At 63.7% G+C, this 23,560-nt stretch carries 21 protein-coding genes, 1 tRNA gene and 4 pseudogenes; 16 read left to right on the top strand and 10 right to left on the bottom strand.

The window, feature by feature from the left end:
• The first annotated feature begins 147 nt into the window (after positions 1 to 147).
• From metH to EKK97_RS11875, 4 genes and pseudogenes are all read left to right on the top strand, one after another.
• Positions 148 to 3,847: pseudogene (gene metH / locus EKK97_RS11890) on the top strand (methionine synthase).
• Positions 3,848 to 3,928: 81 nt separating this feature from the next.
• Positions 3,929 to 5,257, top strand: a complete 1,329-nt coding sequence (locus EKK97_RS11885) for an MATE family efflux transporter (RefSeq protein WP_159552102.1) — start codon at positions 3,929 to 3,931, stop codon at positions 5,255 to 5,257.
• Positions 5,258 to 5,394: 137 nt separating this feature from the next.
• A pseudogene (locus tag EKK97_RS11880) lies at positions 5,395 to 7,045 on the top strand (nitrite/sulfite reductase).
• Entirely contained in the window at positions 7,038 to 7,571 is a 534-nt protein-coding gene (locus tag EKK97_RS11875) for a DUF934 domain-containing protein (protein WP_159552100.1), read from the top strand. Before EKK97_RS11880 ends, EKK97_RS11875 begins: the two are co-directional and overlap by 8 nt.
• 119 nt (positions 7,572 to 7,690) lie before the next feature.
• Here the strand turns inward: EKK97_RS11875 and smrA are convergent, their stop codons facing one another.
• Entirely contained in the window at positions 7,691 to 8,284 is a 594-nt protein-coding gene (gene smrA, locus EKK97_RS11870) for a DNA endonuclease SmrA (protein WP_159552098.1), read from the bottom strand.
• Positions 8,285 to 8,434: 150 nt separating this feature from the next.
• Between smrA and EKK97_RS11865 the strand changes: the two genes are divergently transcribed.
• The 5 genes from EKK97_RS11865 (at position 8,435) to pdxH (ending at position 11,141) form a co-directional block, all read left to right on the top strand.
• Entirely contained in the window at positions 8,435 to 8,884 is a 450-nt protein-coding gene (locus tag EKK97_RS11865; protein ID WP_159552096.1) for a gamma-glutamylcyclotransferase family protein, read from the top strand.
• A gap of 93 nt (positions 8,885 to 8,977) precedes the next feature.
• Positions 8,978 to 9,334: an arsenate reductase (glutaredoxin) gene (gene arsC / locus EKK97_RS11860; protein ID WP_159552094.1), complete on the top strand. Its 357-nt coding sequence runs from the start codon at positions 8,978 to 8,980 to the stop codon at positions 9,332 to 9,334.
• Positions 9,335 to 9,364: 30 nt separating this feature from the next.
• A complete protein-coding gene (gene wrbA, locus EKK97_RS11855) occupies positions 9,365 to 9,985 on the top strand; it encodes an NAD(P)H:quinone oxidoreductase (protein WP_159552092.1) in 621 nt (206 codons plus the stop codon).
• Positions 9,982 to 10,383: a DUF2069 domain-containing protein gene (locus tag EKK97_RS11850; RefSeq protein WP_159552090.1), complete on the top strand. Its 402-nt coding sequence runs from the start codon at positions 9,982 to 9,984 to the stop codon at positions 10,381 to 10,383. Before wrbA ends, EKK97_RS11850 begins: the two co-directional genes overlap by 4 nt.
• A gap of 116 nt (positions 10,384 to 10,499) precedes the next feature.
• Complete coding sequence (gene pdxH / locus EKK97_RS11845; RefSeq protein WP_159552087.1) at positions 10,500 to 11,141, top strand: pyridoxamine 5'-phosphate oxidase; 642 nt, start codon at positions 10,500 to 10,502, stop codon at positions 11,139 to 11,141.
• Positions 11,142 to 11,318: 177 nt separating this feature from the next.
• Here pdxH and EKK97_RS11840 read toward each other — a convergent pair.
• Positions 11,319 to 14,065: pseudogene (locus EKK97_RS11840) on the bottom strand (bifunctional acetate--CoA ligase family protein/GNAT family N-acetyltransferase).
• A gap of 110 nt (positions 14,066 to 14,175) precedes the next feature.
• Between EKK97_RS11840 and EKK97_RS11835 the strand changes: the two are divergent.
• From EKK97_RS11835 to EKK97_RS11815, 5 genes are all read left to right on the top strand, one after another.
• On the top strand, positions 14,176 to 15,111 hold the full coding sequence (locus tag EKK97_RS11835; protein ID WP_159552085.1) for a histone deacetylase family protein: 936 nt from the start codon (positions 14,176 to 14,178) through the stop codon (positions 15,109 to 15,111).
• Between the two features lie 114 nt (positions 15,112 to 15,225).
• On the top strand, positions 15,226 to 15,858 hold the full coding sequence (locus tag EKK97_RS11830; protein ID WP_159552083.1) for a helix-turn-helix domain-containing protein: 633 nt from the start codon (positions 15,226 to 15,228) through the stop codon (positions 15,856 to 15,858).
• 60 nt (positions 15,859 to 15,918) lie between these two features.
• Positions 15,919 to 16,239: a DUF1244 domain-containing protein gene (locus EKK97_RS11825; RefSeq protein WP_159552081.1), complete on the top strand. Its 321-nt coding sequence runs from the start codon at positions 15,919 to 15,921 to the stop codon at positions 16,237 to 16,239.
• On the top strand, positions 16,236 to 16,757 hold the full coding sequence (moaB, locus tag EKK97_RS11820; RefSeq protein ID WP_159552079.1) for a molybdenum cofactor biosynthesis protein B: 522 nt from the start codon (positions 16,236 to 16,238) through the stop codon (positions 16,755 to 16,757). Before EKK97_RS11825 ends, moaB begins: the two co-directional genes overlap by 4 nt.
• Entirely contained in the window at positions 16,750 to 17,958 is a 1,209-nt protein-coding gene (locus EKK97_RS11815; RefSeq protein ID WP_159552077.1) for a molybdopterin molybdotransferase MoeA, read from the top strand. The genes moaB and EKK97_RS11815 overlap by 8 nt, the downstream gene beginning before the upstream one ends.
• 24 nt (positions 17,959 to 17,982) lie before the next feature.
• Here the strand turns inward: EKK97_RS11815 and EKK97_RS11810 are convergent.
• From EKK97_RS11810 to EKK97_RS11780, 7 genes and pseudogenes are all read right to left on the bottom strand, one after another.
• Positions 17,983 to 18,534, bottom strand: a pseudogene (locus EKK97_RS11810) (acyl carrier protein phosphodiesterase); the annotation flags it as partial.
• An 11-nt stretch (positions 18,535 to 18,545) separates the two neighbouring features.
• Positions 18,546 to 18,899, bottom strand: coding sequence for a TusE/DsrC/DsvC family sulfur relay protein (locus tag EKK97_RS11805; protein WP_159552075.1), 354 nt, complete (start codon positions 18,897 to 18,899; stop codon positions 18,546 to 18,548).
• Positions 18,899 to 19,189, bottom strand: coding sequence for a sulfurtransferase complex subunit TusB (gene tusB / locus EKK97_RS11800; protein WP_159552073.1), 291 nt, complete (start codon positions 19,187 to 19,189; stop codon positions 18,899 to 18,901). The genes EKK97_RS11805 and tusB overlap by 1 nt, the downstream gene beginning before the upstream one ends.
• A 29-nt stretch (positions 19,190 to 19,218) precedes the next feature.
• Entirely contained in the window at positions 19,219 to 19,599 is a 381-nt protein-coding gene (gene tusC / locus EKK97_RS11795) for a sulfurtransferase complex subunit TusC (RefSeq protein WP_422672515.1), read from the bottom strand.
• 6 nt (positions 19,600 to 19,605) lie between these two features.
• The gene (tusD, locus tag EKK97_RS11790; RefSeq protein WP_159552071.1) at positions 19,606 to 19,998 is read right to left on the bottom strand and encodes a sulfurtransferase complex subunit TusD; all 393 of its coding nucleotides are present in this window, start codon (positions 19,996 to 19,998) and stop codon (positions 19,606 to 19,608) included.
• Between the two features lie 71 nt (positions 19,999 to 20,069).
• Positions 20,070 to 20,738 carry a Bax inhibitor-1/YccA family protein gene (locus EKK97_RS11785; protein ID WP_159552069.1) on the bottom strand — a complete coding sequence of 223 codons (669 nt, stop codon included), beginning with the start codon at positions 20,736 to 20,738 and terminating at the stop codon, positions 20,070 to 20,072.
• A gap of 109 nt (positions 20,739 to 20,847) precedes the next feature.
• On the bottom strand, positions 20,848 to 21,291 hold the full coding sequence (locus EKK97_RS11780) for an NUDIX hydrolase (protein WP_159552067.1): 444 nt from the start codon (positions 21,289 to 21,291) through the stop codon (positions 20,848 to 20,850).
• Positions 21,292 to 21,367: 76 nt separating this feature from the next.
• On the opposite strand from EKK97_RS11780, the gene EKK97_RS11775 reads away from it, so the two are divergent.
• Both EKK97_RS11775 and nhaD read left to right on the top strand, forming a co-directional pair.
• A tRNA-Ser gene (locus EKK97_RS11775) sits at positions 21,368 to 21,457 on the top strand.
• Between the two features lie 150 nt (positions 21,458 to 21,607).
• Positions 21,608 to 23,095 carry a sodium:proton antiporter NhaD gene (nhaD, locus tag EKK97_RS11770; RefSeq protein WP_159552065.1) on the top strand — a complete coding sequence of 496 codons (1,488 nt, stop codon included), beginning with the start codon at positions 21,608 to 21,610 and terminating at the stop codon, positions 23,093 to 23,095.
• Between the two features lie 118 nt (positions 23,096 to 23,213).
• Here the strand turns inward: nhaD and EKK97_RS11765 are convergent, their stop codons facing one another.
• Complete coding sequence (locus tag EKK97_RS11765; RefSeq protein ID WP_159552063.1) at positions 23,214 to 23,474, bottom strand: hypothetical protein; 261 nt, start codon at positions 23,472 to 23,474, stop codon at positions 23,214 to 23,216.
• Between the last annotated feature and the right edge of the window lie 86 nt (positions 23,475 to 23,560).

Raw genomic sequence — 23,560 nt, 5'->3', positions numbered from 1 at the left:
TTTGCTCGGTTTTTGACCAGCCCTGCCCTCAAGGCGCTGGTTTTGCTACCATGTCGGGCCGACATGACCGCCTACGCCCGTAGCCCACAAGAATCCGCGGGCGGCCCCAAACCCTGGACGTGACTTCGCTGGAGATAGACCCGACCCATGGCCGCCGTACCCTCTGCACTGACCGCCACCCTCACCGAGCGTCTCGGCGAGCGCATCCTCATGCTGGATGGCGGCATGGGCACCATGTTGCAGAATGCCCGGCTCGACGAAGCCGACTTCCGCGGCGAGCGCTTCAGCGATTGGCCCTCCGACCTCAAGGGCAACAACGACCTGCTGGCGCTGACCTGCCCCGAACTGGTCACGCGGATTCATCGCCAGTATCTCGAGGCCGGCGCCGACATCATCGAGACCAACACGTTCAACAGCACCCGCCTTTCCCAGGCCGACTACGGCATGGAAGCGCTGGTGCCAGAACTCAACCGCGAGTCGGCGCGCCTGGCCCGCGAGGTGTGCGACGCCGTGGCAGCCGAAACCGGGGTGCCGCGCTACGTGGCCGGCGTGCTGGGACCGACTTCGCGCACCGCCTCGCTGTCACCGGACGTCAACGACCCGGCCAAGCGCAACGTCACTTTCGATGAGCTGCGCGACAACTACTACGAGGCGGCCGAAGCGCTGATCGAGGGCGGTGCCGACCTGATCCTGATCGAGACGATCTTCGACACCCTCAACGCCAAGGCGGCCATCTTCGCCCTGGAGACCCTGTTCGAAGCGCGTGGCGAACGCCTGCCGGTCATGATTTCGGGCACCATCACCGACGCCTCGGGGCGCACCCTCTCCGGCCAGACCACGGAAGCCTTCTGGAATTCGGTGCGCCACGCCCAGCCGCTCTCCATCGGCCTCAACTGTGCGCTGGGTGCCGAAGAGCTGCGCCCCTATCTCGAGGAACTCTCGAACAAGGCCGATACCTTCGTCTCGGCGCACCCCAACGCCGGTTTGCCCAACGAATTCGGCGAGTACGACCAGACGCCGGAGGAGATGGCGGCCATCGTCGCCGAGTTTGCCCAAAGCGGCCTGGTCAACATCATCGGCGGCTGCTGCGGTTCGACCCCGAGCACATCGCCGCGATTCATGCTGCCATCCAGGGTCTGACGCCGCGCCAGGTGCCCGAGCGCCCGCGCGCCTGTCGCCTCTCCGGCCTCGAGCCGTTCAACATCGAGAAGGATTCGCTGTTCGTCAACGTCGGCGAGCGCACCAACGTCACCGGCTCGGCGCGCTTCAAGCGGCTGATCGTAGAAGAGGACTACACCACGGCGCTGGAGGTGGCCCTCGAGCAGGTCGAAAACGGCGCGCAGGTCATCGACATCAACATGGACGAGGGCATGCTCGAGTCCCAGGAGGCGATGGTGCGCTTCCTCAACCTGATCGCCGGTGAGCCCGACATCGCCCGCGTGCCGATCATGATCGACTCCTCCAAATGGGAGATCATCGAGGCCGGGCTCAAGTGCGTGCAGGGCAAGGCGGTGGTCAACTCCATCTCGCTCAAGGAGGGCGAGGCATCCTTCCTCGAACAGGCCAGCCTGTGCCGCCGCTACGGCGCCGCCGTGGTGGTGATGGCCTTCGACGAGGCCGGCCAGGCCGATACCTTCGCGCGCAAGACCGAGATCTGCCAGCGTGCCTACGAGCTGCTGGTCGAACGAGTCGGCTTACCGCCGGAAGACATCATCTTCGACCCCAACATCTTCGCCATCGCCACCGGCATCGAGGAGCACGACAACTACGCCGTCGACTTCATCGAGGCCACTCGCTGGATTCGCGAGCACCTGCCCCACGCCATGGTCTCTGGCGGCGTCTCCAACGTGTCGTTCTCCTTCCGTGGCAACAACCCGGTACGTGAGGCGATCCACTCGGTCTTCCTCTACCATGCGATCCGTGCCGGGCTGACCATGGGTATCGTCAACGCCGGCCAGTTGGCGGTCTACGACGACCTGCCGGAGGAGCTGCGCGAGGCGGTCGAGGACGTGGTGCTCAATCGCCGCAGCGACTCCACCGAGCGGCTGGTCGATCTGGCCGAGAAGTACAAGGGCGACGGCAGTGGCGCGGCCAGGAAGGAGGACCTTGAGTGGCGCTCCTGGCCGGTCAACAAGCGCATCGAGCATGCCCTGGTGAAGGGGGTGACGGCCTACATCGAGGACGACACCGAGGAAGCCCGCCAGCAGGCCAACCGCCCCATCGAGGTGATCGAAGGACCGCTGATGGACGGCATGAACGTGGTCGGCGATCTGTTCGGCGCCGGCAAGATGTTCCTGCCCCAGGTGGTCAAGTCGGCGCGGGTCATGAAGCAGGCGGTGGCCTACCTCATTCCCTTCATCGAGGCGGAAAAGAGTGCTGACACCCAGGCCAAGGGCAAGATCGTGATGGCCACGGTCAAGGGCGACGTGCACGACATCGGCAAGAACATCGTCGGCGTGGTCCTGCAGTGCAACAACTACGAAGTGGTCGACCTCGGCGTGATGGTGCCGGCGGAAAAGATCCTGCAGACGGCCCGCGAGGTAAACGCCGACATCATCGGCCTCTCGGGGCTCATCACTCCATCGCTGGACGAGATGGTCCACGTGGCCAAGGAGATGCAGCGCCAGGGCTTCAAGCTGCCGCTGCTGATCGGCGGCGCCACCACTTCCAAGGCGCACACCGCGGTAAAGGTCGAACCGCAGTACGACGAGCCAGTGATTTACGTGGCCGACGCCTCGCGTGCAGTCGGCGTGGCCGGCAAGCTGCTCTCGCCCACGCTCAAGCCCACCTACGTGGCCGAGATCAAGGCTGAATACGAGCAGGTGCGCGACCGCAATGCGAAGCGTCGACCCAAGGCGGCCGACCTGAGCTACGCCGAGGCACGTCAGCGCAAGCTGCCCATCGACTGGGACGGCTATACCCCGCCCAAGCCCGCCGTCACCGGCCTGCGTGTGTTCGATTGCTACGACATCGAAGAGCTGCTTGAGCGTATCGACTGGACGCCCTTCTTCATGAGCTGGGAGCTGGCGGGCAAATATCCGAAGATTCTCGACGACGCGGTGGTCGGCGAGGCAGCACGCAACCTGTTTGCCGATGCCCAGCAGATGCTGCGCAAGCTGATCGACGAGAAGCGCGTCGAGGCGCGCGGCGTGATCGGCCTGTGGCCGGCCAACAGCGTCGATGACGACGTCATCGAAGTGTATGCCGACGAGTCGCGCACCCAAGTCATCGAGCGGCTGCATCACATTCGCCAGCAGACCACGAAAAATCGCGATGGCGTCTGCTACAGCCTGGCGGATTTCGTCGCGCCCAAGGAGAGCGGCAAGCCTGACTGGATCGGCGGCTTTGCCGTGACCACCGGCCATGGCGTCGAAGCCTTGGCCGAGCGCTACAAGGCCGCCGGCGACGACTACAACGCGATCATGGTCCAGGCCCTCACCGACCGCCTGGCCGAGGCCTTCGCCGAGCGCATGCACGAGCGGGTGCGCAAGGAGTTCTGGGGCTACGTGCCCGACGAGACGCTGGACAACGATTCGCTGATCGCCGAGAAGTACCAGGGTATCCGGCCGGCGCCGGGCTACCCCGCCTGCCCCGACCACACGAGAAGCGCACCTTGTTCCGTCTGCTCGATGCCACGGCGAACGCCGGCATCGAGCTGACCGAGAACTTCGCCATGTGGCCGGCCGCGGCAGTCTCGGGGTGGTATTTCTCTCATCCGCAGTCGAAGTACTTCTCGACCGGCAAGATCACCCGCGACCAGGTCGAGGCGCTGGCCGAGCGCAAGGGCATGACGCTTGCGGAGATGGAGCGCTGGCTGTCGCCGGTGCTCTCCTACGATCCGGCTTGATATGTCGCCATTCGACGCCGCCCGTGCCACCGGCACGGGCGTTTTTCAGACGAACCGATAGTACGCGAACCGATAGTACGGATGTTACCCGACTCCATTCGCCGCCGGAGAATCCTGCGCCTCGCTCTGCCGATCATCGCCGCCATGGTCACCCAGAGCCTGATCAATCTGATCGATGCGGCCCTGGTCGGCTCGCTCGGCGAAGTGCCGCTGGCCGGCGTGGGTATCGGTGGCTACGCCATGTTCCTGATCACCGCGCTGGTGTTCGGGCTTTCGTCGGGGGTGCAGGCACAGACCGCCTGGCGGCACGGCGAACAGGCCTGGCACCAGCGTGCCCTGCCGCTCAATGCCGGGCTTGCGATTGCCCTGCTCGTGTCGCTGCCCGTTACCCTGCTCTGCCTGTGGCAGGCGCCATGGCTGCTGGGATGGCTCAACCCCAGCGCCGAGGTCACCGACGTCGCGGTGGAGTACTTCCGCTGGCGAGTGCTGTCGCTCGCCGCCGTGGCGATGATCTTCTGCTTTCGCGGCTATTGGAACGGTATCCAGCAGAGCGGCTTCTACCTGCGCATCATGCTGGTGATGCACGTCGTCAACGTGCTCGCCAGCATCTGTCTGATCTTCGGCTACCTCGGGCTGCCCGCCATGGGGGCGGCAGGCGCTGGCGCGGGAACCTCCCTTTCGCTGCTCGCCGGGCTCGGTCTGTGGGCCTGGATCAGCACCCGTCATGCCGTCGCCTGCGGTTTCATGACGCGTCTGCCGGAACGTCCCACGCTGCTGACGACCCTGCGCCTGGCCACGCCGCACTCCTTTCAGCAGCTATGGTTCGCTGCCGGTTACGCCGTACTGTTCTGGATCCTGGGCCAGATCGATACCGCCAGCGTGGCGGTGGGCCACGTGCTGGTGAACCTGTCGCTGCTGCTGATCCTGCCCGGTGTGGGGCTGGGCATGGCCGCGATGAGCCTGGTGGGCCAGTCGCTCGGTGAACAAGCCCATGGTGAGGCGCATCGCTGGGGCTGGGACGTTGTGCGTCTGGCCTGGCTGTGCCTGGCGTCACTGGCGCTGCCCATGATGCTATGGCCCGAGCATGTCCTGGGGTTGTTCCTGCATGACCCCGAGCTGATCGCCCTGGCCCGGCTGCCGCTGCAGTTGACTGCCGTGATGATCGTGCTGGATGCTGCTGCCCTGGTATTGGGACAGGCACTGCTGGGCGCCGGGGCCAACCGTACCGTGATGACGACCACCCTCAGCCTGCAGTGGCTGGTCTTCCTGCCTCTGGCCTGGTGGGTCGGCGTGGCCATGGAGCAAGGGCTGCTGGGTATCTGGTGGGTGCAGCTTGGCTACCGTTGCTTGAACTCGCTGTGGTTTGCCGCGATTTGGCAGCGCCGCCAGTGGCTCAGGGTGCAGTTCTGATCAGGTGGGAGACCCTCTTGACGCTTTATATGTCTTTACGTATAAAAAATATGAATATTTATTCTTTCATAGAATATCGCGGGGCGTTATGGTGCCCCCTGACGCTTCGCCAATCCCCTAGCAGCAGGACCGGCTGAATGTACCGCTACGACACCCATGATCAGACACTGGTCAATGAACGCGTCGCCCAGTTTCGCGAGCAGATGAACCGTTATCTGGCCGGCCGCATCAGCGACGAGGAATTTCTGCCGCTGCGCGTGCAGAACGGCCTCTACGTCCAGCGATACGCACCCATGCTGCGTATTGCCATCCCCTACGGCATGCTGGCCTCCTATCAGCTGCGCAAGCTGGGCGATCTGGCTCGCGACTACGATCGCGGCTACGGACACTTCACCACCCGCACCAACCTGCAGCTGAACTGGCCGAAGCTGGAGACGGTGCCGGACATGCTGGCCGAGCTGGCCAGCGTGCAGATGCATGCCATCCAGACCAGCGGCAACGACATTCGCAATACCTCCACCGATCAGTTCGCCGGCATTGCGAGGACGAAGAGGTCGATCCGCGTCCATGGTGCGAGCTGATTCGCCAGTGGTCGACCTTCCATCCCGAGTTCACCTACCTGCCGCGTAAATTCAAGATCGCGGTGACGGGTGCCGCCGAGGATCGTGCCGCCATCCAGGTCCATGACGTGGGCCTGCGCCTGTGGCGTGACGAACACGGCGAAGTGCGCGTCAAGGTGCTGGCCGGCGGTGGCCTCGGCCGCACGCCGATGATCGGCGAGGTGGTGCGCGACGACCTGCCTTGGCAGCATCTGCTGACCTATCTCGAGGCCCTGGTGCGCGTGTACAACCAGTTCGGCCGCCGCGACAACAAGTTCAAGGCGCGCATCAAGATCCTGGTCAAGGCGCTGGGCGTCGAGGAATTCCGCCGCCGGGTCGACGCCGAATGGGCGCATCTGAAGGATGGACCGCAGACCTTGACCCGTGAAGCCGTCGACGCGATGCAGTCGCACTTCGTCGATCCGGAGCGCCGCGCCGTCAGCGACGAGGCGATTGCCGAGTTCGAGCGCCTGCGCGGCGAGAACCGGGCCTTCGCCCGCTTCGTGACCAATAACGTGCATGGACACAAGGTACCGGGCTACAAGGCGGTGACGCTGTCGCTCAAGCGCAGCGGCCATTCGCCCGGTGACCTGACCTGGGAGCAGATGCATCAGGTGGCAGACCTGGCCGACGAGTTCAGCTACGGCGAGATTCGCGTCACCCACGAGCAGAACCTGGTGCTGGCCGACGTGGCGGTGGATCGCCTGGAAGAGCTCTGGCACCGGTTGGATGAGCTCGGGTTGGCCAACCCCACCGTGGGTACCCTCGCCGACCTGATCTGCTGCCCCGGCGGTGACTACTGCGCCCTGGCCAATGCCAAGTCCATTCCGGTGGCCCAGGCGATTCAGGAGCGCTTCGAGGATATCGATTACCTCTACGACCTCGGCCCCTGGACCTCAATATCTCAGGCTGCATGAATGCCTGCGGGCATCACCACGTCGGCCATATCGGCATCCTCGGCGTCGACAAGAAGGGTGAGGAGTGGTATCAGATCTCGCTCGGTGGCGCTCAGGGCAACGAAGCTTCGCTGGGCAAGATCCTCGGCCCTTCGTTCGACCGCGAAAGCGTGCCCGAGGTGATCGACAAAGTGCTGCAAGTCTATGTCGGTGAGCGTGTCGAGGGCGAAACCTTCATCGAAACCTATCGCCGTATCGGCCTCAAGCCTTTCAAGGAGCGGGTATATGCCTGATCAGAACGTCTCCGTGCGCCCCTTCATTCGTGGCGGCAAGCCGGCCGAAGACCGCTGGGTGCTGATTCGCGAAGAGGATGCGGCACTGCCCGCCTCCCCCGCCATCGTGCCGTTGGCACGCTGGCAGGTGCTGGAGGGAAGCCAGGAGCTGGCCCCGTGGCTGGCCAGCGATACCGAGCTGACACCGGAACTGGCCGAAGAGCTGGCTGCAGCACCGCTGATCGCCATCGACTTCCCCAAGTTCACCGACGGTCGCGGCTACAGCCTGGCGCGTCTGCTGCGTGAGCGTTACGGCTACGCGGGGGAGATCCGCGCTATCGGCGACGTGCTGGTCGATCAGGCCTTCTTCCTCACCCGCTGTGGCTTCGACGCCCTGTCACTGCGCGAGGACCAGTGGCTGGAGGACGCTCTGCAGGCACTGAACGCCTTCAGCCGTGCCTACCAGCCGGCCGTCGACGTCGACGAGCCGCTGTTCCGTCGGCGCATGCGCGAAGCGGTGAAGCGCGCCGAGCCGGCATTGGCATAAAGACCCTTTGGCGTAACCATGAAGCCGGCCGAGTGCCGGCTTCATGGTTTTTATGACTTCTGGTTTTTGGGACCCTGGTTTTTGAGACGCCTAGCTTCTGGCTTCGTGGATTCCAGGGCTCAGCCGCGCCGCTTCTGCTGACGCTCGCGGTTTGCCGCCCTCGCCCGCTCGCTCTTGCGCAGCATTACCCAAGTGGCGCCCAGTCCGCCATCGGCTTGCTGCGCAGAGACGAACGCCTGTACCTCCTCGAACTGTGCCAGCCACTTGGCCAGGTAGGAGCGCAGCACGTTGGCCGGACTGTCGACCTCCTGCCCCCGGCCGTGCACGATCAGCAGCGAGCGCAGGTCATGGGCATAGGCTTCGTGAATGAAGGGCGGTAGCGCTCGCCGGCAATCGGCCAGCGGGCGACGCAACAGATGCAAGCGTGACTGGGCGGGATAGCCGCCATGTCGCAGGCGGTCGACGACGCCTTGTTGGATGCCATCGCGGCGAAACTCGATGGGATCGAACGGTGGCAGCAGTTCGACGAAATCGTCCGACAGAAAGCTGTCCCGAGCGAGTTCCGCCTGAGCGCTCTCGCGCCGTGCCAGTTGGGCCTCCGTGGGCCGGCGTCGGCGCTGGCCCGGGTCGGCTCGATTGGCGTGTCTGCGTAGCGGCTTCACATCTCCCATCAACGCCCTGAAGTCCTGATCCTCGTGTGTCGACTGGGCCATGGGCATCCTCCGCTGTGGTCGAGCCATACTTCGCATCCTAACAGAGCCTTGTGCTGGGGTAGAACCGGACAGTCGCTGTCCGGCCGTGGCAGGATAGAGCCCATCTCGATCACTCTTCTCGAACACCCTTCTCGAAGACAAGGAGCGTGTATGCGCCTGTCTCATGTCGTTCTCGCTGCGTCTGCTGCCCTGCTGGCCATAGTGGGCTGGCTATGGCTGACCATGCTCAGCCCCCTGACCTATGACCGCCCCGATCATCTTCCCGAGATCGACGAAGGCGAGCATGCGGTCTTCGTCTACGGCACGCTGCGTTTTGCCCCGGTACGCTGGGTGGTGATGGGTCGTGCGGGAGAGACCGAGGCGGCCGTGCTCGAGGGTTTTCGCCGCGAAGGGCTCGACCTGGCCGAGGCGCCGGATGAGCGTGTGCAGGGTGAAATCGTGGTGGTCGATGCCGATGAACTGGAGCGCCTGGATCGCTACGAGCGCCTGGGAATTCGCTATCAGCGCGTGCCCATGCGCCTGGCGGATGGCCGCGTGGCATGGGTCTATCGCCGCCTGAACGAAATCACACAAGCCAGTGAAAGTCCTGCCACCGACTGAGCGAGGCGGACGAACCTTCCTGGCTTCGGTTGTGGCCGACATGGCCGCCCTTCTACAATACTGGCCAGCCTTTCAAGGATCGAGGAGTCACGCATGGCCATTACGCTCTACCACAATCCCCGTTGTTCCAAGTCGCGCCAGGCGCTGGCTCTGTTGGAGGAGCATGGCGCCGAGGTGAACATCCGACGCTATCTCGACGAGCCGCTCGACGAAGAGGAGCTGCGCGATCTCATGTCGCGTCTGGATGCCGACGGCGAGCGCCTGGTACGTACCCAGGAGCCGGAGTGGCAGGAGGTCGACGAGACCGACCTGCAGGACCAGGAGCAGGTCATCCGCGCCATCCTCAGCCATCCCAAGCTGATGGAGCGCCCCATTGCAGACGATGGCAAGCGTGCCGTGATCGGTCGCCCGCCGGAGGATGTGCTCGCCCTGATCCATGCCAACGACTGATCGCCTGCCCACTGTCGAATCGGAGCCACGATGCGCGACTCCCTGCCCTATGTATTGATCCTCTACTACTCCCGACATGGCGCCACGCGCAGCATGGCCGAGCAACTGGCCGCCGGTGTCGAATCCTGCCCCGGTATCGAGGCGCGGCTGCGCACCGTACCGCCGGTCTCGCCCACCTGCGAGGCCGTCGACCCCGAGATCCCCGCCGAGGGTGCCGTCTATGTCGAACTGGACGATCTGCGCCACTGTGCCGGCCTGGCGCTGGGCAGCCCGACCCGCTTCGGTAACATGGCCGCACCGCTGAAATATTTCATCGACTCCACCAGTGCCCTGTGGCTCAATGGCGTGCTGGTGGACAAGCCGGCGACGGCGTTCACCTCTACCTCCAGCCTGCATGGCGGGCAGGAAACCACATTGGTTTCCATGCTGTTGCCGCTGCTGCACCACGGCATGATCTATGCCGGCCTGCCTTATAGCGAGACCGATTTGATGACCACGACCGCCGGCGGTACCCCCTACGGGGCCAGCCATGTGGCGGGGCAGCGCAGCGATCAGCCCCTGGCCGATGTCGAACGTCGGCTGCTGCGTGCCCAAGGCAAGCGCCTGGCGCGCCTGGCCTTGGCACTGGCGAACCAGAGGGAAGCCTCATGAGGCGCTGGGTCGAAGGGCTCGAGGAGCGGCACGGGCTGGGTTTCCTCACCGAACGCAGTCGCCAGCTGGTGCTTACCAGCTACGTCGTGTTGCTGCTTTTGCTGGTATGGAGCGGCCTGGCGATGCAGGCCGGGACCAATCCGCTGACGCCGATTCTGATCCGCGCGCTGCCATTGATCCTGTTTCTGCCTTCGATCATGGCCAAGCGGCCCCGGGGGCATGCCTGGCTGGCTTTCGTCAGCCTGCTCTATTTCATCCAGGGCGTCATGGTGGCCACGCTGCCCGGCCAGGGGATTCTCGGTGTCGTCGAGGCCTTGGCCGCGCTGGCGCTGTTTACCGGCTGCATGTTCTATGCCCGCTTTCGGAGCCGCCAGCTCAAGGCGGAGCGCGGTGAGTGACATCAGGCTTTGCTGGCCCGGTGCAAATAACGGAATACGTGATAACGGTCAAGCCGTAGGTGTTGTGCCGTTGCCCCTCAGCGGCCACCATTGAAAAAAATGACGAGGAGTACGCCATGACACGCAACATCGCCGATATCCGGCGCGACTACGAGGGTGGCAGGCTCGATGAGGCCATGGTGCCTGAGCAGCCCATGGTGCTGTTCGACGAGTGGCTGACGCTGGCGCTGGATGCCGAGGGCGAGGATGGCAACGTGATGACCCTGGCCACCGTCGATAGCCAGGGTCTGCCCCACGCGCGCGTCGTGCTGCTGAAAGGCTGCGACGAGCGCGGCCTGGTGTTCTACACCAATTACCATAGTCACAAGGGCAGCGAGCTGACCAACGTGCCCCATGCCGCACTGGTGTTCTGGTGGCCATCCCTTGGCCGCCAGGTGCGTATCGAGGGGCGCGTGGAGCTGGTTTCCGACGAGGAGTCGGATGCCTATTTCAACAGCCGCCCCCGGGCCAGCCAGCTTGGCGCCTGGGTGGCGACCCAGAGCGTGGTGATTCCCGACCGCCACTGGATCGAGGAGCGGCAGCATCGCTTCGAGCAGGCCTACGAAGGGCAGGAAATCCCGCGTCCCGTACACTGGGGCGGCTATCGGGTGGTGCCGGACATGATCGAATTCTGGCAGGGTCAGCCGAGCCGGCTTCACGACCGTATTCGCTACGAATATCGGGACGAGAGCTGGCACTCCTTCCGTCTCGCCCCCTGAACGGCTGAACTCGATCGATAGGAAGCCCTGATTCATGTAACGAGCGAAGATAGGCTGACCGCCGCCGGAGCGCAGGGCCCGGAGTTGACTTGCTGCTCAATGAGGAGCGCGACGGTCCGACGCTTCGGCACCGCCGGCGGCCAGGATATCAAGCGCAGTAAGGAATCAGGATTTCCGTTAGTCTGGCAGGCTCTCCAGTCGGTGTTTCTGCCACTCGCTCTGCGGTTCGTTGAGCCGCATCACCGCGTCGATCACCTGCTCTTCCATGTTGTAGCGGCAACGAAAGCCGAGATGCTTCATCAGCGCTCGCATGGGATGGTTGTCGACCATCACCTTGCCGACCATCTCCAGCGTGCCCACGCTCTTGCAATAGGCGATCATCTTTTTCATCAGCAGGCTGCCGAGCCCCTGCCCGGCCATGTCGTCGCGTACGATGATGGAGAACTCGGTGCGGATGTTGTCGGATCGTTCCATACGCGGACTACGCCGAGCATCTCCTTGCCGCCGTTCTCCTTCTGGTGCTCGGCAATGAAGGCCATTTGCCTGTCGTAATTGATGTGAGACAGCATCGACAGGTCGCGCTGGCTGAGATCGGACTTGTTGTGGAAGTAGCGAAAGCGAATGCTCTCCTCCGACAGCTGGCTGTGAAAGCTGGTGATCAGCGGGGCGTCCTCGGCCCGGATCGGACGCACCTCGACGTTCATGCCATTGCTCAGGGTGACCCACTCTCGCAGCTCCTCCGGGTACGGCATGATGGCGAAGCGTGCCGGTGGCCCAAGGTCGAGAGCGAAATCCACCGCCAACATGCCGTCGCGATTGAGCAGCAAGGGATTGAGCTCCAGGCCGCGAAGCTCGAGCAGATCCGATGCCATCTGCGATAGCTTGACCAGCAGCTGACACAGCCTTTGCAGGTCGCGCTCGGGTTCGCTCGAGTGCTCGCGAATGAGCCTTGCGGCATGGGTGCGCCCGACCACGTCCGCCGCCAGGGTCATGTTGAGCGGTGGCAGCGCAACCTGCCGGTCGGCCAGGATGTTGACCTTGTATCCACCGATGCCGAACACGATGAGCGGGCCGAACACCGGGTCTCGGGTGATTCCGGCGCAGATCTGCATCGACTGCTTGCCCCGTTGCATGGGCTGCAGGCAGTACTCGCGGATTTTTACCGGTGGGAATTTCTCATGCACCTTGTTGCCGAGCCGGGTGAGCCCATCGGCGACCTGGCTCGGCTCGTGGAGGTCCTGTAGCAGCCCCGCCGAGATGCGGTGGGGGTGCTTGCGGTAGCGGAATGGGCGACAGTTGCCGTCATGTACCACTTTCAGTGCCCACGGCCCCTCGAATTCATGGGCCGCCGCCTCGGCCTCTGCCGGCGTGTGGACATAGCGGCTGGGGGCCACGGGGATGCCATAGGCCTCGAGCACCTGGGCGGTCTCGGAATGCGACAGGGTTTCGCGCCCCTCGGCCTTGGCCTGTTCGATCAGGGTATGGCACTGGGCGCGAATGTCCGCCGTGGTGCTGAATGGCAGGCTGGGTGGGGTTTCCTGCAGCAGCGCCTGCACGCGCTGATAGTCGACCATGTGCATGAACGCCTTGACCGCTTTCTCCGGCGAGACGTAGGTGGGAATGCCCGCCATGCTGCACTCGTGGCGGGCATACAGAGCGCCCTCCAGCCCCATCCAACTGGTCAACAGGTTGCGTCTGAAACGCTTGCGGTTGGCGATGAGCGCCTGGGCGGTGGTCTTGGACGGGGCCAGCCGCGTAGGAGCATGAACCACCAGCACGGCGTCGACGCCGGGATCGGCCGCGACTATCTCCAGCGCGTCGACGAAGCGCTCCGGCGTGGCGTCTCCGCCCAGGTCCACCGGGTTCTCGCCGGGCTTGCTCATGTCGAACTCGCCGTGGCGTAGCGCCTGGCGCGTTTCCGCAGTGAAGCTGGCCAATGCTCCCCCCGCGCTGATCAGCTTGTCGATGGCCAGCATTGCGGGACCCAGCCCATTGGAGACGATGGCCAGGCGGTCGCCCTTGAGCGGGCGCATCTGCGACAGGGTCATCAAGGCATCGAACAGTTCGTCGGAGTCGTTGACTCGCACCACGCCGGCACGCGAGAAGGCCGCGTCGAAGACCACATCGCGGTTGGCGATGCCTGGTGTCGGCGGCATGCCGGAGAGATCGGACTGTGGCGTTCGGCCGCTCTTGATCGCCAGCACCAGGCGATGGCGCGAGGCATCGCGCAGCGCGGTCATGAAATGCAGGGAGTCCTGGATGCGTTCCAAGTGGAGCAGGATGGCCTGGGTCGGAGCGTATTGGTTGATGTAGTCGATCAGATCGGGAAGCATCACGTCGACGCTGTCACCTACCGTGATCAGATGCGAGAAACCGATGCCGCGGCCTGCCGCCCAGTCGATCATGGCATTGCCGAGCATGCCCGATTGCCCGAGATAGGCCACCTTTCCTGCTTTCACCGGCTGGCTGGAGTACGAGGCATTGATGCGCCGCCCTGGAACGATCAGCCCCATGCACTCGGGGCCCAGCACCCGAATGCCCGACTCTCGCGCCGCCGTCAGCATGCGCTCGCGGATCGAACCCTTGTCGCCTTCGGCGTCGTCGAGATGCGCTCCACCCGACAGCACCAGTGCCGCCTTGACGCCAATGCGGCCCAGCCGGGAGATCACCTTGGGCAGGGTCGCCGCGGGTGTGCAGACGACGGCGAGATCCGGTGTCTCGGGCAGCTCGCTGATCCGAGAGACGCAAGGTTGCTCGAAGACGGAGTCGTAACCCTTACGGTTGACCGCCCACACGGCTCCGGTAAAGCCCGCCTCCTGCAGGTTGCGGATCACGATGCCGCCGATGGAATGGTTTTTTTCCGAGGCGCCTATCACCGCGATGTTACGAGGTTCGAAGAAGTGGCGCAGGAATCGGGTGCTCAAGACGTCACCTCCTCCAGAACGGAAATATGCTTCCTTGTGTACGACTTATTGACACTGTTGTGCAAGGGCTTGCGCGCATTAAGGTGACTTGAGTCACTCTGGAGTTCCATATGATCACGGCGTTCATCTCGCATCCCGATTGCGATCTTCACCATATGGGTCCGGAGCATCCCGAAAGCCCTCTGCGTCTGGAGGCCATTCGCGCCCGCCTGGCTCTCAGCGGCCTGCTGCAGCAGACCATGCAATCGGAAGCCCGTCCCGCCAGCGAAGAGGAACTCGCCCGGGTGCATCCGCTGCGCCATCTGCGTGCACTCGACAAGTGCGTTCCCGAGTCGGGCATCGTCAGCCTGGATGGCGACACCCTGATGAATCCGGATAGCCTGGATGCCGCCCGCGTGGCGGCAGGTGCGGTGATACGTGGTGTCGACCAGGTCTATCGCAGCCAGGCCGACAATGTGTTCTGTGCCGTGCGTCCGCCCGGTCACCATGCCGAGGCCACCGATGCCATGGGATTCTGCTTCTACAACAACGTTGCCGTCGGTGCTGCCCATGCCCGGGCTCGCTACGGGGCGCGGCGCATTGCGATCCTCGACTTCGACGTGCACCAGTGCAACGGCACCATCGATATCTTCAAGGACGATCCGGACATCCTGATCTGTACCAGCTTCCAGTTTCCCTTCTACCCCTGGCGCTACCTGCGCAGCGAATGGCAGAACGTGGTGAACACGCCGCTGGAAGCCGGTACCGACAGTGCCGCCTTCCGTCGGGCAATCGAGGACGACTGGCTGCCGGCGCTGCACGCCTTCAAGCCTGAGCTGGTACTCGTCTCTGCCGGCTTCGATGCTCATCGCGAAGACCCCCTGGCCGAGCTGTGCCTGGAAGACGAGGACTATTACTGGATCACCCGGCTGGCCCTGGATATCGCAGCGCTGTATGCCGACAATCGCCTGGTTTCGGTGCTGGAAGGCGGCTACGACCTGGATTCGTTGGGGCGCAGCGCCGAAGCGCACGTCAAGGCGCTGCTCGGCCTGCCCTTCGAGGCTTGAAACAGGGACGGTAGGTGTCGGTTACGCGCATTCTGAAGGCGCCTCCCGGCCGTGCTTTTGCGGGCTTCTGTGGTACGCTTTGCGGAAACTCTGTTTCCAATAGTGAACACGCCAATGCCCACCAATACCGATCAGCAGGCCGCTCTGCGCATCGCCTCGGGGCGCAAGCCGTTCGTCGAGCCGCTGCGCCTGGGCGAGCGGCTCAAGGAAATCCGCCTGGCCAACCAGTGGACGCTGGAAGACGTCAGTCAACGCACCGGCCTGGCCCGTTCCACTCTGTCCAAGATCGAGAACGACCAGATCTCGCCCACGTTTACCGCCGTGCAGAAACTGATCAACGGCCTGGGCATCGACCTGCCGCAGCTGCTCACGCCGCCGAAGGTTCAGCCGCGGACCATGGGGCGTCGCGACCTGACCCGCCAGGGCGATGGGCAGCGCCACCCGACACCAACCTACGAGCACGAGCTGCTCAGCTGCGAGCTGGCCCAGAAGCGTATGATTCCGTTCAAGACCATCGTGCGGGCGCGCAGCTTCGATGAGTTCAGTGAATGGGTGCGCCACGATGGAGAAGAATTCCTGATGGTGCTGGAGGGCGAGATCCAGCTCTACACCGAATTCTACGAGCCGCTGCAGCTGTCACGCGGCGACAGCATCTACTTCGACAGCGACATGGGCCACGCGCTGGTCTCGGTCAGCGACGACGACGCCGTGGTGCTTTCGGTCTGCACCCGCGGTGACAACGCATGAGTCGATGCAGGAGAACGCCATTTTGTTATCCTGAGGCAACCTGAACCAGGAGCCAACGTCATGCAGCATCTCGACGACGCCACACGCACCCAGCTCGAGGCGGCCGCCTTCCGTCGCCTGCTCCAGCATCTGGATGCCAACAAGGACGTGCAGAATATCGACCTGATGATCCTCGCCGATTTCTGCCGCAACTGTCTTTCCAAGTGGCTGGTGGCCGCCGCCACCGAGCACGGCGCTGAACTCGACTACGAAACGGCGCGTGAATACGTCTACGGTATGCCTTACGCCGAGTGGAAGGAGAAATACCAGCAGGAGGCCACACCGGAGCAACAGGCTGCCTTCGAGGCCAGGCAGGCGCGCAGGCGGGAAGCGCAATCATGAGCGAGGCGATGATACCGCTGCGGATCGCGGTGTTGACCGTTTCCGATACGCGCGATTTCAATAGTGATCGCAGCGGCGCCCTGCTGGCCGAGCGCCTCGCCGAAGCCGGACATCAGCTGGCCGAACGTCGCATCGTCATCGACGATGTCTACCGCATTCGTGCGGTGGTATCCGAGTGGATCGCCGACCCCGAAGTCCAGGTGATCCTGACCACCGGCGGGACCGGTTTCACCGGCCGGGACTCCACGCCAGAAGCGGTGTCGGTATTGCTCGACAAGCGCATCGAGGGGTTCGGCGAGCAGTTCCGCCAGCTCTCCTGGCAGGAGATCGGCAGCTCGACCATCCAGAGTCGCTGTCTCGGCGGCCTGGCCAACGCCACCGCGATCTTCTGCCTGCCGGGCTCGAGCGGCGCCTGCCGCACGGCCTGGGATGGGCTGCTTCTCGAACAGCTAGACAGCCGCCACAAGCCGTGCAACTTCGCCAACCTGGTCATCCCCGAACGAGGCCAGCATGTCTGAGCTGCAATCCGTCGAGGCGGCGCTTGCCGCCCTGTTGAAGGATGTCTCCCCCGTCGAGACGGAAACCGTGCCCTGCGAACAGGCCGGGCGGCGTGTGCTGGCCGATGAAGTCATCGCGCGTCTCGACGTGCCTCCGTTCGACAACAGCGCCATGGACGGTTATGCCCTGCACCATGAGGATGCCGGCAAGCGACTGCCCATTGCCCAGCGCATTGCCGCAGGGTACGAGCCGCGGCTACTGGTGCGGGGCACCTGCGCACGCATCTTTACCGGTGCGCCGCTGCCTCCCGGTGCCGACTGCGTGGTGATGCAGGAGAAAGTCGAAGTAATTGGCGACGCGGCGCTGATACCACCCCAGGTTCCAGCGGACGACAATGTGCGCCACCGCGGCAACGACGTGGCGGCCGGAAGCGTGTTGCTCGAACGCGGGCAGCGACTGCACGGCGCGGCCCTGGGCTACCTGGCGAGCCAAGGCATCGTCGAAGTGGCGGTACGTCGACGGCCTCGCGTTGCCCTGCTCACCAGCGGTGACGAGATCGTCGAACCGGGCCAGCCGCTGGCGGCCGGGCAGATCTACAACACCAATCGGCCCATGTTGAAGGAGCTGCTGGAGCGCTTCGGCGCCGATGTGACGTTCGTCGCCTCCATGGCCGACGAGGCCGAGGGCACGCGAGCCATGCTGGCGTTGGCTGCCGAGCAGGCCGATGTGGTAGTGGCCACCGGCGGGGTCAGCGTTGGCGAGGAGGACCATGTCAGAGCCGCCATCGAGGCGATCGGTCGGCTGGACCTGTGGCGTCTGGCACTCAAGCCCGGCAAGCCGCTGGCGCTGGGCCGGCTCGATGCCAGCGACGGGCGCGAGGTGCGCTTCGTCGGTCTGCCCGGCAATCCGGTCTCCAGCTTCGTTGCCGCCTGGCTTTTCCTGCGGCCGCTGATGGGCGCCCTGCTCGACTGCCCAGACCTTGCCAGCCTGCCCAGGCTCAGCGCACGCGCCGACTTTGCCACTCGCACCGGGCCACGACGGCATTACATGCGGGTCAGCCTGGACATGGGTGCGCAGGGCATCACGGCACATGCCTTCGCGGATCAGGGCTCGGGAGTGCTCACCACCTGCGTGAGAGCCGATGCGTTGGCCGTGATTCCGGCCGACGCCCAGATCAATCCGGGCGACAGCATCGACTGCCTGTGGCTCAGAGGCGATTGATTCCTTCGCCGTCGGGGGCACTTCGAGCGCTAAGACCACCGCCGCCCACAGCCGGCGGAAGTCGTGCTCCAGGGCCAGGTAATCCTCTTCCAGCCAGGGAACCAGCGCGGCCAGGCGATTTGGGCCGGACAGGCGCTGGCCGATCCCACGCACCGCATCGCAGGTGAAGCCGAAATCGGCGTAGCGGTGCAGCCAGTCCTGGGCGACCAGGGCCGGAATCATCCGCTCCAGGCGCGCTGGCGCAGGTCGGTGGCTCAGCACCCGGTAGCTGCGCTGGACCAGGCGAGACGGCTGTTGATCCAGCGCGAGTCCCCGCGCCACGAAATGATCCCACACCAGATCGAGGGCGATCCCTGCGTAGCGCCGATACTCTTGGGGCGCACGTCTGCGTGCCGCGAGCACCACCGGGTGCGTATCGACGAAAGCGTCGACCCGGCGATGATGGCGAATGCCGCTGGCCACTTCGGTAGGCCAGGCGGTGAGGTCGTGCCCCTTCACGCCGTCGGCGATCAGGTTGCCGTAGAGGAAGTCATCGCTTCCGCCGCGGGCAAGCCAGGCATGGGCCAGAAAGTTCATCGCCCGGGTCGTCAGAGACAGTTGGCAGGTTTCGGCAGCCCGGCGAGGCGTGCCGCTACCTTGGCGGGGCTATCGGGAAAGAGTTTCATCAGATGCAGTGAACGACCCTTTTCCGGCCCCAGTGCCTGGCCCACGGCCTTGACCAGCGGACGCATGGCCGGAGACGCTTCATAGCGCTCATAGAAGCGGCGTATCACCTCGAGCACCTCCCAGTGTTCCGCCGTCAGCTCGCGCCCCTCCTCGGCGGCTAGCGCTTCGGCCACGGCCGGGGTCCATTCCGACAGCTCGACGAGATAGCCTTCGGGGTCGAGGGCGACGCGGCCGTTGCCGGTATCCAGGTAGCGTGCAATCTCGGAGGAAGCCATCAGAACCAGCTCACTGTCTTGTCGGCTTCTTCCGTCAGCGTAACGAAGCCATCCACGTCGACGACCTGCACGCTGGCGTCGCACTGTCCCTCGAGACCGCGTGCGCTCAGATCCTCGCGCAGCGCGAATAGGCGACCTTCTATCGCCTGGAAGTGACGAATCTGGGCCGTCAGTGCCCCCAGAACGCCATCCTCGATCAGCAGCAGTCGATCCGTGGCGTCCATGGCAGCGAGTGCGTCACGATACACCAGGCTCGAACTGGGCGGTCGATTGAGAATATGCAGGATCATTTGCACCCTCTTGGCAGCGTGACGGCCAGTCAGAATGTCAGGACCAGCCGATGCCCGGCAATGAGTCGTGGGAGCGAAGCGGCATCGAGTGTGGCGGCGGGCAGCAGCAGGTCCTGCTCGCCGAGTCCGAAGTGCTCGAGCGCCTCCGGGTCCAGATAGAGCGACTCGATATCGTACATGGCCAGCATGTCCAGCGTGGCCGCCGTACCCTTCTGGGCCAGTGGGCCGGCCCCCTGCCCTTTGGTCAGCGCCAGTACGCCATCGCTTTGGAACAGCAGGCTTACCGATTGACCGAAAGCGGCTGCCACCAGTGCGGTATCGAGGCCTTCGCGCAGCCAACTGCTGCCATGTGGAGCATGGCGCAGGATGACCAGCAGGTCACCGCTGAAATTGACGGTTGACGACATCATGGATCCTCAAGGAGCGAAGGTCACCAGGCGATCGACCTCCCGCCCCAGGTCGATCAACTGGCCGAGTCCCGTCAGCTCGAAGGGCGGCTCGACGCTGTGCCCCGACTTTCCGTGGCGCTCGGCCTCACGCGAATCGAGCAGACCGCGGCGCAGTGCGGCGGCGATACAGACCTGCAGCTGCGTACCGTGCTCGTCGTGCAGGGAGCGCCAAGCGTCGTACAGGTGTGGCTCATCCTGCGGCGGCGCGGCGAGGCGTGCCGCGTTGTAGACACCATCATGATAGAAGAAGACGCACTCCAGGCGATGCCCCCTGGCGATCAGCGCGGCTGCGAATCGCAGTGCGGAGTGAGATGCCTGGCTGCTGTAGGGTGCGCCCTCGACGAGTAGACCGTAGCGCATGGAACTGCTTGCTCCTCAAACGCGCAGGCCCCGCATCGGCGGGGCCTGGAGATTTGCTGACCGGTCCGCTGTCAGTCGTTGCTCATGATGCCAAGCAGCGACAGCAGGCTGACGAAGAGATTGTAGATCGAAACGTACAGCGTGATGGTGGCCAGGATGTAGTTGGTCTCGCCGGCGCGATGCACGATCTCGCTGGTCTGATAGAGAATGGCGGCCGAGGCGAACAGCACGAAGCCGGCCGATACCATCAGCATCAGAGTGGGAATCTGGAAGATCAGTCCTGCCACCATGGCCAGGATCAGCACGATGGCGCCTGCCAGCAGGAAGTTGCTCAGGAAGCTGAAGTCCTTCTTGGTGACCAGTGCCACGGCGGAAAGACCGATGAAGGTCAGCCCGGTCATGGCCAGGGCATTCATGATCAGTGCGGCGCCGTTGGGCAGGGCCAGGTAGGCGCTGAGGATCGGGCCGAGGGTGAAGCCCATGAAGCCGGTGAAGGCGAAGGTGGCCAGCAGGCCGGCGGCCGAGTTGGCGGTCTTGTGCACCAGGAACATCAAGCCGTATGCGCCGATGAAGAACACGAAGATGTTCATTCGCTCGACGCCCATGGCCATGGCGGCACCCGCTGTGATGGCGGAGAACAGCAATGTCATCGCCAGTAGCGCGTAGGTGTTGCGCAGCACCTTGTTGGCACTGACGGCCTGGGACGAGTGCTGGGCCACATGTGTGTCGTGATAGGCCATTGATCCAGAGCTCCCTGTGGTTGATCTTGATTGATCTCAGCAGTGGACCAAGGATGCCGTCGGTTGGTTCCCGACGCAAGTCCTTAGTTCTACAAGCATCAACGCATCTTCATCGTATTGCCTGGGGCTCGAGCAGGAGAAGGGCGACGCGTCGTGCGCTAGCGCACAGGTCCGGCTCCTCCCTCACCTGCCGCTCATCCAACCAAAGCATCTCGCTGGCATCGTCTCCTGCCATGGCGTTGCCACCTGTCCAGCGACAGCTTACTACGACAATGACATAGTGGCTCAGCAGGCGGCCTTTCTCGTCATGCTGGAGCTGATCGATGGCGGTCAATACCCGCTCTGGCCCGGCCGTGAGTCCTGTCTCTTCGTATAGCTCGCGTCTGGCCGCCTCGAATAGGGTTTCGCCCGGCTCGAGACGGCCACCCGGCAGTGCCAGCATGCCGGCATTGGGTGGATTCCGACGCCGTATCGTCAACACCCTGTCCTGATGGACCAGTGCTGCAGCCACGGCTGGAATCGGCTTCACTTCCTCTTCCTCATGAATCGACATGTCGTCTCCTTGGCGGCGGTTGGCGAAACCCCCTTGACCTTATGAGCGTAACTGGTAATATTCGCCCCCGTGAGCCGGAGGGATGGCAGAGCGGTTGAATGCACCGGTCTTGAAAACCGGCAAGGGTTAACGCCCTTCCAGGGTTCGAATCCCTGTCCCTCCGCCATTGCTTTTCTCAAGCCCCTGATAACTCAGGGGCTTTTTTCTTTTTGGGACTAATAATTAGTCTTATTCTCTATATTGCAAAGCAATATCGAGTGATAAAATGGTGCGGTCTTCCTAACCCTTCCTTTAGACCTGCAAGTAGGAACCCACCATGCCCATTGGCTTTTGTCATTGCCCTAGGCTCCGGAGCCCCTTCCGGCGGCCAGGTCTTCTGCTGCTCGCTGTTCTTGCCCTACTCTTCTTCAGCCCGGCCGCGCTTGCCGTGACGGGTAGTCTGGAGATGACCAACTCGACCGTCGGCTTCATTGCCGTGGGTATCTTCGTTTTCGCCTATGCGCTGGTCATGGGCGAAGAGAAGCTGCACATGCGCAAGTCCAAGCCGGTGCTGGTCGCGGCTGGTCTGATCTGGTTCATGATCGGCTGGGTCTATGTGCAGGCCGGCATGCCCGACGAGGCCGAGCATGCCTTCCGCGAGACCCTGCTCGAGTTCACCGAGCTGATGCTGTTCCTGCTGGTGGCGATGACCTACATCAACGCCATGGACGAGCGGCGCGTGTTCGATACCCTGCGCTCCTGGATGATCCGCAAGGGATTCAGCTACAAACAGCTGTTCTGGCTGACCGGGATATTGGCGTTCGTGATCTCGCCCATCGCCGACAACCTGACCACCGCCATGCTGATGTGTGCCGTGGTAACCAAGGTGGCCGAGGGCGACAAGCGCTTCATCAACCTGTGCTGTATCAACATCGTAGTTGCCGCGAATGCCGGTGGCGCCTTCAGCCCCTTCGGCGACATCACCACCCTGATGGTATGGCAGGCCGGCATCGTGCAATTCTACGAGTTCTTCTCGTTGTTGGTCCCCTCGGTAGTCAACTTCATCATTCCCGCTGTCCTGATGAGCCTGTTCATCAACAATCGCAAGCCGGAGGGCGTCTATGAGGATGTCTGGCTGAAGCGTGGTGCGCGCCGGATCGTCGCTCTGTTCCTGCTCACCGTGGCAACAGCGGTGGCCGCTCATACGTTGCTCCATCTGCCGCCGGTGCTGGGCATGATGACGGGTCTTGGCTATCTGCAGTTCTTTGGCTACTACCTGCGCCGCAGCCTGCCCCGTTCGCTGGAGCGCAAGCGCATTCGCTATACGGCGCGCGGCGATGAACGCAAGCTGCGTCAGTTGGGTAGCGTGGTGCCGTTCGATGTATTCAACCGCGTGGCGCGTGCCGAGTGGGATACCTTGCTGTTCTTCTACGGCGTCGTGATGGCGGTCGGCGGCCTGGGTTTCCTGGGCTACCTCGGCTTGCTCTCCGAAGCGTTGTATACCGGCTGGGATGCCACCTGGGCCAACATCACCCTGGGCCTGGTTTCGGCAGTGGTCGACAACATCCCCGTGATGTTTGCCGTGCTGACCATGCAGCCCGAGATGTCCCACGGCCATTGGCTGCTGATCACGCTGACCGCCGGTGTGGGCGGCAGCGTGCTGTCGATCGGCTCGGCGGCGGGCGTGGCGCTGATGGGCCAGGCACGCGGCAACTACACCTTCATGGGCCATCTGCGCTGGGCGCCGGTGATCGTGCTGGGCTACGCTGCCAGCGTCGCAACCCACATGTGGCTCAATGCCGGCAGCTTCAGCATCATGGGTTGATTCGGCAACACTGCTTCAAACCTCCATGGCGCCCGGCTTCGGCCGGGCGCAGCTTTTTTTATGCTCTGCTTCTGCGTTCGGTTCTGCGTCAAGGCAACAGCCTCTCGCCGTGCCTTGGCTAGTTACCTAGCATGATGACGCTGGCCGGTGCGAAGAAGGCGACGTAGCCCAGAACCAAGCCAATGGTTGCGCCCTGCCGGCTATGAATGCGCCCCAGCAATGCGCCGATGAAGGCCAAAGCCGTGGGCACGAGCATGCCTCCGAAAGCCAGGAACAGGTCATGGTTGGCGTCGGGAGGCCAGCGCAGGATCATGAACAGGAACGTACCGACCACCTGCCCTGCCAGCAGTACGAGCCACTGTTGACGCGAGAACAACATCACAAACTCCCGTTGGAAGGGTATTACCAATACTAGCCAAGTGAAACGGGGGTGTGCGATGTGGAAGGAGGCTGGAGAGCCGGGAC

The organism is Billgrantia tianxiuensis, from assembly GCF_009834345.1.
GTDB classification, from domain to species: domain Bacteria; phylum Pseudomonadota; class Gammaproteobacteria; order Pseudomonadales; family Halomonadaceae; genus Halomonas; species Halomonas tianxiuensis.
The sequence above is the reverse complement of the archived record's forward strand: the minus strand, read 5'-3'. Positions and strand labels throughout refer to the sequence as shown.